Below are 6444 nucleotides of genomic sequence, written 5' to 3'. Positions count from 1 at the left end.
AGGAGAGCGGAGCAGTGGCTCAACCTACGACCTCGGAAATGTCTCGGATTCAGGCAGCCTGTCAAGGTATTCGAAGAGTACCGTCAGGCGGCATAGGCGAGTGTCGCACTTCGAAGTTGAATTCGCGATCAACTGTGTATCCGTGAAAGATTCTCGAACTGAAACATCCCATTCTATCAGAGGATCTGGAGATAACCATTCGAGGGTTAAAACAAGAGAACTCACACCCTCTAGGGAGGGTGCGAATAAGCACCCTCCACAACGAAACTGAAAAAAATTAGTTTATTAAATTCAAATACTTACAAAGGCGCATTTTTATGTTTGGTGACTTATTCGCACCTTCCTTAGCTAATGCCTCATTGAAACTATCCAGTGCATTCTCTTTGATATCTAATTTATATTCCATAACTAATATCTCTTGGCGTTGGACAGTTGGATGGATAAAAATCTGTTTTGGATAAATGCCCCCAAAATAGTCATGATAACTTATGATTTAATATAAATAAGAGAGCTCTATCATAAAAGGGAACGCAATCAAACTATCTCGATCACCCTCCCTGAAACGTGAACTGTTGAACAATAAGAAACGGCAACCTAGGGTTGCCGTTTTGCTTTCTATTTTGGATGACGGTCACCGCAGTTTAACCCGCGCGTTTGGCCAGCCAGGCCTCGGCGGCGGTGAGGGCAGACTCGATCTGCTCGCGGGCGACGCCGCCCTTGGCGACCCGCTTGGCCAGGGTCGCTTCCAGCTCCAGGTTCGGGTAGACATCCTCCCCCACCACGGGGCTGAAGCGCTGGAACTCGGGGAGGGAGAGCTCTTCCAGGGGTTTCTTCACGCCGATCGCATAGACCACGGTCTCGCCGACGATGTGGTGCGCCTCGCGGAACGGAATGCCCTTGGCCACCAGGTAGTCGGCGAGCTCGGTGGCGTTGGCATAGCCGCCCTGGGCGGCGGTCTTGGTGCGCTCGCCGTTCACTTTCAGATCGATCAGCACCAGGGCCGCCATGTCGAGGCAGTCGTGCCAGGTATCCAGGGCATCGAACAGCCCCTCCTTGTCTTCCTGCATGTCCTTGTTGTAGGCCAGGGGCAGCGCCTTGAGGCTCATCAACATGCCCATCTGGGCGCCGACCACCCGGCCGGTCTTGCCGCGAATGAGCTCCAGCGCGTCCGGGTTTTTCTTCTGGGGCATCAGGGAGGAACCTGAGGTCACCGCGTCGGAGAGCTCCACAAAGCCCGCCTCGCCGGTGTTGTAGAAGATGAGATCTTCAGCGAAGCGCGACAGGTGAGCCATGGAGAGGGACGCCACGTGCATCAGCTCCACCACGTGATCCCGATCGGAGACCGAGTCCAGGCTGTTGCGGGTCGCGCCGCTAAAGCCCATGTCGAGCGCCAAGGCTTCGCGGTCGATGGCATAGGCGGTGCCTGCCAGGGCGCCGCAGCCGAGGGGGCTGGTGTCGAGGCGCTTGAGGGCATCCTGCAGACGGGAATGGTCCCGCTCCAGCATCTCCACATAGGCCAGGGCCCAGTGGGCGTAAGTGACCGGTTGGGCACGCTGCAGGTGGGTGTAACCGGGCAGCACCGCGGCCTGGTTGGCACGGGCGGAGGCCACCAACCCCTGCTGCAGGGCGGTGATGGAGGCGAGCAGCAGTTCACCCTGTGCCTTGCACCAGAGCTTGAGGTCGGTGGCGACCTGATCGTTGCGCGAGCGACCGGTGTGCAGCTTCTTGCCAAGGGCGCCGACGGCGTCGATGAGCTGGCTCTCGACCCAGGAGTGGATGTCTTCGGCGTCCGAGCTGAGGATCTGCTGGGGATCCTGCTGCACGGAGGCGAGCAGTACCTCCATCGCCTGCTGCAACTGAGCCTGCTCACCCTCGGTCAACACCCCCACCTTGACCAGCGCTTTGGCCCAGGCCATGGAGCCTTGAATATCCTGCTCCGCCAGACGGTAGTCGAACCGCAGCGAATCGTTGAACTGCTTGAACCGGCTATCGGCTCCCTGACTGAAGCGTCCACCCCAAAGTGCCATACTGCTCTCCTTGAATGCGTTGTCGACGGCGCCTTGCGCCGTCGAACTTGAAATCTTGCCCTGTTTTTCTGCGAGCCTGTTATCTCACAGAAGCGACCAGGGCGCAGCCGCTCTTGTCACACCCGATGAGGATGGCAAAGGGCCTCTCTGCCTGTAAAAGAGGGGGCCATGCCCCCTCGTATCAACGGGTGATAGCGCTTGCTTAGCCGTGGGTATGGTCGCCACCGATGGCTTGATGCTGCTCTTTCATGGCGCGGATCCGGCTCGCCAGGGTGTAGAGACGGATGAAGCCTTCGGCATGGCTCTGGTCGTACACTTCGTCGGCACCGAAGGTGGCGAAGTCTTCGGAGTAGAGGCTGTTCGGCGACTTCTTCTGCACCGCGGTGACCTGACCCTTGTACATCTTCAGCACCACTTCACCGTCGAGCTCCTCGGCGATGGCGTTGGCGGAGGCGACAATGGCCTTGCACAGCGGGGTGAACCAGCGACCGTCATACACCAGGTGGGAGAACTCGGCACCCAGCTTTTCCCGCCAGGCGCGGGTCGGTCTGTCCAGTACCAGCTCTTCCACGGCGCGCAGTGCGGCAACCATTACGGTACCACCCGGGGTCTCGTAGCAGCCACGGGACTTCATGCCCACCATCCGGTTCTCGGTGATGTCGATCCGGCCCACACCGTGCTTGCCGGCACGCTCGTTCAGGGTGGTCAGGATCTGGTGCGGGCTGAGCGGCTGGTCGTCAACGGCGACCACTTCGCCCTTGGCCACGGTCAGCTTGACGTATTCCGGCTCGTTCGGGGCATCCTCTGCAGAGACGGTCCACTGCCAGACGGCTTCGGACGGCTCGTTCCAGGTGCTCTCCAGCTCGCCACCCTCGGTGGAGATGTGCCAGGCGTTGGCGTCGCGGCTGTAGATCTTCTTCAGGGTCGCCTTGCAGGGGATGTTGCGGGCTTCCAGATAGGCCAGCAGATCTTCCCGGGAACGCATGTCCCACAACCGCCACGGGGCAATCACTTTCAGTTGGGGAGCCAGGGCAGCTACCGCCCCTTCGAACCGCACCTGGTCGTTGCCCTTGCCGGTGCAACCGTGGGAGATGGCATCAGCCCCTTCCGCCAGGGCAGCCTCGACCATCGCCTTGGCGATCACCGGACGGGCCATGGAGGTGCCCAGCAGGTAGGTACCTTCATAGACTGCACCGGTCTTCAGGGTCGGGTAGACATACTCTTTGACGAACTCTTCCCGCAGATCCTTGACGATGCACTTGACCGCGCCGGAGGCGATGGCCTTCTGCTCGATCCCTTCCAGATCGTCACGCTCCTGGCCCACGTCGGCAACGAAGGCGATGATTTCAGCGTCATAGTGCTCCTTCAGCCAGGGAATGATGGCCGAGGTATCCAGTCCGCCCGAGTAAGCCAGTACGATCTTGTTGATTCCGCTCATTTACTTCTCTCCGTGATGATTCGATAAAAAGGGGTGATTCCGGGTCGGTTGCCGGATTACTTCTGGCCCTGTCCGAACAGGGTCAGCAGCACGGCGTTCTGGATATGCATCCGGTTTTCTGCCTCATCCATGATGAGGGAGGCTGGGCCGTCCATGACCTCCGAGGTGATCTCCAGCTCCCGGTGGGCCGGCTGGCAGTGCAGCACGTGCTGGATGCCGGTCCGATCGAGCAGGGCCTGGTTGATCTGATAAGGCATGAAGATATCTTTTACCTGCTCCATTGGTGTGTTGTCACCCATGGAAACCCAGGTATCGGTATAAACCACGTCAAAGCCTTCGATATCCGCGACATCATCGCTGATATGTATGGTCGCGCCAGATTGAGCTGCCAGCGCCTGGGCCTGCAGGAAGATCTGGGTATCCGGGCCATGACCTTTAGGGCAGACCAGGGTCACGTCGGTGCCGAGGGTCGCCCCCAGCAGCAGCAGGGAGTGGCTCACGTTGTTGCCATCGCCGAGATAGGCCAGCTTCACCTTGGACAGATCGCTGTAGTGCTCGCTGATGGTCATGAAATCCGCCAGCCCCTGGCAGGGGTGGTAGAGGTTGCACAGGCTGTTGACCACAGGCACCGAGCCGAACTCGGCCAGCTCGACCAGAGTCTGGTGATCGAACACCCGGGCGACGATGGCGTCACACCAGCGGGACAGGTTGCTGGCGAAATCCTTCACCGACTCCCGCTTGCCGAGCGCCCCGTTCTGCTGATCCAGATAGACGCTGTGACCACCCAGTTTGGCGATGCCGATGTCGAAGGTGACCCGGGTGCGCAGGGAGGGCTTCTCGAACAGGGTGACCACGCTCTTGCCCGCCAGGGCCTGGCTGTATTTCTTCGGATCGGCCTTGACCGCCTTGCCAAGCGCCAGCAGCGCCTCGATCTGGGCCTTGCTTAAATCACTGTCTTTCAGAAGATGTTGCATCGGATTGTCCTTTTCCCGGTGGAGATCAGAGGGTGACCTGGGTGCCAACAGCGCCGCCAGCCAGCAGCTTGAGCAGCTGATCCGGGTAGCGCCAGCTGGCGACACAGACCGGCTTGCCCAGGGTCTCTGCGGCGTGCAGGGCGGCTTTCACCTTGACGGCCATGCCGTCCGTGATAACTCCCTTCTCCATCAGGTCCAGCGCGCTCTGCTTGTCCAGTTGCGGCACCAGCTTGCCCTTGCCATCCAGAATGCCGCTCACATCCGACAGCATTACCAGATCGGCACCCAGCGCTTCGGCGATGGCGGTGGCCGCCTGATCCGCATTGACGTTCATCATCTGTCCGTCGGCGGTGATGCCGATGGAGCTCACCACCGGCAGGAAGCCCTGTCCCAGGATGCCGGCCACCAGCGCCGGGTTGCCCGGTTTGCAGTCACCGACCGCACCGAGATCCGGATCGAGCTGGGTCACCTGGCACAGACCGCCGTCGGCGAGGCACAGACCCACAGCAGGAATGCCGGTGGAGATGGCCTTGGCCATCATCATCTTGTTGGCGGTCCCGGCCAGGGCACCGGCAATCACGGGGATCTGCTCGAACGGGGTCACCCGCAGGCCGTTCTTCTTGGTGGAGGTCATGCCCAGCCCCTTGAGCAGGTCGTCCACCAGGCAGCCACCACCGTGCACCAGCACCAGAGGACGGTGCTGATCATCCAGGAAGGTCTTCAGGGTGGCGAACAGGGCGGTCAGGGCCTCGTCGTTCTCGATCAGGGCACCACCCAACTTGATTACCAGCGTCTGCTTGTCCATCTTCTCGATCCTTTCTTAAAGCGTTAAATCAGGCCGGTGGCCGGTTCAAAACCAAACTTGATATTTATGCACTGCATGGCTTGCGAGGCGGCCCCCTTGAGCAGGTTGTCGATGGCAGAAACCACCACCAGCATGTTGCCCTGCTGCTGCCAGGCGATGTCGCAGTAGGGCGTGCTCGCCACGCCGCGGATGGAGGGCATCTGGCCGGTGAGGCGTACCAGGGGCTTGCCTTCGTAGGCCTTGAGGTAGGCCTGATCCACCTGGGTCGGCGTCACCCCTTCTGCCAGTTGCACATAGATGGTGGCCAGGATGCCCCGCACATAATTGCCGAGGTGGGGCTGGAACAGCACCTCCTTGCCGAGGTGGTGGCTGATCTCCGGCTGGTGCCTGTGATTGAAGGTGCCGTAGGGATTGAGGCTCACTTCGCAGAAACTGGTGTTGATGGCGGCCTTGCGACCGGCCCCGGAGACGCCGGAAACCGCATTGATGATGGGCTGCCACCCCTGGGCAATCAGCCCGGCCTGTTGCAGCGGCTTGAGGGCGCACAGGGAGGCGGTCGGGTAGCATCCCGGCACGGCAATCAGCTGGGCGGCCTTGACGGCATCGGCATTCCACTCGGCCAGACCGTAGGCGGCCTGCTCCAGCCACTGCTCATTCTCGTGGGTGAAGCCGTAGAAGGAGGCGTAGAACTGCTGATCGTTGACCCGGAAGGCACCGGAGAGATCGAACACCGGCAACCCCTTGGCCAGGAACTTGGGCGCGAGTTCCGCACTCACCTCGTGAGCAGTAGCCAGCACCACCAGATCGGCCTGGGTCAGGATCCGGGTCATGCCGTCTTCGTCCAGAGGCAGCAGCGGCTGATCCAGCTTGCCCACCCACTGGGGATGCAGGGAAGAGAAACGTTTGTGGGCGTCCTGGCTGCCGGCGGAAACATAGAGGCCGAACAGCTCGAGTTGTGGATGGTTCTGGACCAGAGCGGCCAGTTCGGCCCCCGCGTAGCCACTGGCACCGACGATAACGGTCTTAAGCATGTTTGAGTATTCCAAGTCTGGGTTCGAAATTCACAGCATGGTGCTGCGGTGCAAGGGGTCGGCTATCGCCCCTTTAATGCAACGAGTGCGGAGGGGCAATTCAGGCGGATATGCGTCGTCGGTTACAGATCAGGTGACAGAACATTAACTTTCCCTTACAACTAGAGGC

5 protein-coding genes are annotated in these 6444 nt (G+C 60.4%); all 5 read right to left on the bottom strand.

The genetic code is table 11. From position 1 onward, the window contains the following. Positions 1 to 641: 641 nt before the first annotated feature. Positions 642 to 2027 carry an argininosuccinate lyase gene (gene argH, locus C3418_RS14900; protein ID WP_103858801.1) on the bottom strand — a complete coding sequence of 462 codons (1386 nt, stop codon included), beginning with the start codon at positions 2025 to 2027 and terminating at the stop codon, positions 642 to 644. A gap of 202 nt (positions 2028 to 2229) precedes the next feature. Next, positions 2230 to 3465: an argininosuccinate synthase gene (locus C3418_RS14895; RefSeq protein ID WP_010675687.1), complete on the bottom strand. Its 1236-nt coding sequence runs from the start codon at positions 3463 to 3465 to the stop codon at positions 2230 to 2232. Positions 3466 to 3521: 56 nt separating this feature from the next. Then, positions 3522 to 4439, bottom strand: a complete 918-nt coding sequence (locus C3418_RS14890; RefSeq protein ID WP_010675688.1) for an ornithine carbamoyltransferase — start codon at positions 4437 to 4439, stop codon at positions 3522 to 3524. A gap of 25 nt (positions 4440 to 4464) precedes the next feature. Then, a complete protein-coding gene (gene argB, locus C3418_RS14885; protein ID WP_010675689.1) occupies positions 4465 to 5244 on the bottom strand; it encodes an acetylglutamate kinase in 780 nt (259 codons plus the stop codon). A gap of 23 nt (positions 5245 to 5267) precedes the next feature. After that, complete coding sequence (gene argC, locus C3418_RS14880) at positions 5268 to 6275, bottom strand: N-acetyl-gamma-glutamyl-phosphate reductase (RefSeq protein WP_103858800.1); 1008 nt, start codon at positions 6273 to 6275, stop codon at positions 5268 to 5270. Positions 6276 to 6444 lie beyond the last annotated feature (169 nt).

Origin of the sequence: Aeromonas sp. ASNIH8 (assembly GCF_002919855.1) — a bacterium.
GTDB classification, from domain to species: domain Bacteria; phylum Pseudomonadota; class Gammaproteobacteria; order Enterobacterales; family Aeromonadaceae; genus Aeromonas; species Aeromonas caviae.
Note: the sequence above shows the minus strand (reverse complement) of the source record. Positions and strands in the feature narration are given on the sequence as shown.